Origin of the sequence: Mycobacterium sp. GA-2829 (genome assembly GCF_001499965.1) — a bacterium.
Classification (GTDB): Bacteria; Actinomycetota; Actinomycetes; order Mycobacteriales; family Mycobacteriaceae; genus Mycobacterium.
The window spans coordinates 1-2,289 of the sequence record NZ_LQIT01000081.1 but is presented as its reverse complement, the minus strand read 5'-3'; the positions used below and the strand labels follow the sequence as shown (position 1 = coordinate 2,289).

Genomic DNA, 2,289 nt, shown 5'->3' with positions numbered 1-2,289 from the left:
CGACCTCACAGGCGGCCACCGCCTCATAGGCGGCCCGCAGCGCGGTCACCGCGTCCTGGAGGCCGTTGCTCGACATAAAACGAACATACATTCGACCACCGACAAGTATGGCTCACGGAGGGGCGCCGAGCGGCGGATGCTTGAGCACGCGAGGTTTGTCCTCGACCAGTTGAATGCGGCCGTCGAAGGTGCGGTGCCCGATCATCTCGAGGGCGACGTCCCGATAGCCGTCGTAGACGCGTTCTGCGCCCGTGGCCCCGGCCCTCCAGACCCCAGAAGCCCGGCCAGGCCTCGCCCGATGCGTGGCCGTCGAGGGAGGTGATGAAGTCGACGAGAAGCTCCGACATGGGCCCTGTTCTTTCCTCGGGTTCCGACACTTAGACCTGCCGGGAACCACGGACTCATCGATGCGCGATCGAGGTGACGTTGGCCTGTCCCACAGCGGAGGTACAGCTAGCCGGTAGATGCCGACCGCTGCTACCGGTGGGCTCGCGGTGGTGCCAGCGTCGATGTGCAAGCGCCCAGGTCACGGGATCGTTGGTGCACCCGATCACCAGACCTCTGCCGAAGGAACGACCATGACGAGCGCAACCAAGAGCCGACCGCGGGCACTCCGCCCGCTTGCCGCCGCTGCTCTGTCCGCGGCAGCTCTGTTCGGACCGCAGGCCGCCGGGTTCGCGTCGGCGGCGCCGGATCCCGCAGCCACACCGGGATCAGCCTGCGCGGATGTCGAGGTCGTCTTCGCGCGCGGCACCTTCGAGGCACCGGGCGTAGGTGACACCGGACAGGCCTTCGTCAACGCGCTCAACTCCCGGGTGCCGGGCCAGACGGTCAACGTGTACGGCGTGAACTATCCGGCATCGCTCGACTTCCAAGACGCCATCCAGGGTGTCGCCGATGCGTCCAACGAGATTCAATCGACTGCCGCGAACTGCCCGAACACCGCGATTGTGCTCGGCGGTTACTCGCAGGGTGCGGCGGTGGCCGGGTTCACCACGTCCGACAGCGTCCCGGCGGGGGTGATCCTGCCCGCCGGCTTGAGCGGTCCCATGCCGCCCGCGATCGCCGACCACGTCGCGGCAGTCGTGCTGTTCGGGCTTCCGGACTCTTGGTTCTTGAACCTGGTGGACCACAGCGCGCCACCCATCGCCATCGGGCCGCTGTACGCGCCGAAGACGCTCCAGTTGTGCAACCCGGGAGACCCGGTGTGCTCACCCGGCGGGCTGGACCGCGCGGCGCACAGCGCATACAAGAACAACGGAGCGGCCGATCAGGCAGCGGCCTTCGTCGCCAATGCGTTGTCGACGACAGCGTCCGCGCGGCAGGACAATGCTGCCTGAATTGCGTGAATAATCGTGTCCCTCAATCGCTTTCGTGTTCGCCGCGGGGCGACGAGAGATTGCTGGCCACACCCAGCTTGTGCGCCGGATGGGACGTGAAAACCGTTGCGGCGCATCTGGTCAGTGAATTCGAAGATGGTTCCGGGGCTCCTAGCCTTCCGGTCATTGGACCCCGGGCAGGGCTCACCGATGTGCTGATCCCGAACACGTGGCGTGGGTGCTGGATTTCCTGACCAGCCGGCGGTTGCGCGGCTTCGCCCTGATCGATGAGGTCACCGGCCGTACCTCGGGAGCCGGTGGGTCCTGGCGAATCCTTGATGTTGGCAGCATGCGGACGCGTCGTGGCATTCGACCACCTGTCCGGACAGGGTGCTTCGGGCGCGGCTCCGATGACCCGGCCGGTATCGTTCATGAAGAGGTTCCGCGACAGGGGTCGAGCCGCCCGTAATGGGGCACCACGTTTCGCCTCTGATGCGCCATCTACCTGGCGGTTTATGGGAATCGTAGGGACTCAACTAAAATTCACGGCTAACTCTGACAGGGCAGTGTCCCGAAACAACGCAATGTAGGCCACATCACACAAGGCAGTGGCAGTAGTCGTTTCGGGTGATGTGACGCGCCGCGTTCGTCGCGCGTCGCCTTGGCCGTGTCGGCAGGAAGCCCTGCCTTCAGAGTCCAACGCCGTTTCCCAGCGCCTGTGAGGCGGGTTGGGAGGGGAGCCCAGTACACGGGAGGTCACGCCTCCACAGAAGAAAGAACCATGCCGAAGCACGCTCGAGTGACGAAATCCACACGTCAGAAACAGGTCAAGACGCTCATCACCGCCGCTCTGATCACGGCCGGTGCCGGCGGCGCTGCCCTCGTCGTGTCGCCGGGGCAAGCGCCCACAGTGGCCCCGGTCGCCCAGCCGGTGGTCAAGCACGCGGCCGCCCCCGAACCGGTACCCGCC

Annotated in this window: 1 protein-coding gene; it reads left to right on the top strand. The window is 66.0% G+C overall.

The window, feature by feature from the left end; translation table 11 throughout:
• Positions 1-578: 578 nt before the first annotated feature.
• Positions 579-1,340 (top strand): cutinase family protein, encoded by a 762-nt coding sequence (locus tag AU194_RS29695; protein ID WP_059092840.1) that lies wholly within the window; start codon positions 579-581, stop codon positions 1,338-1,340.
• Positions 1,341-2,289: the final 949 nt, after the last annotated feature.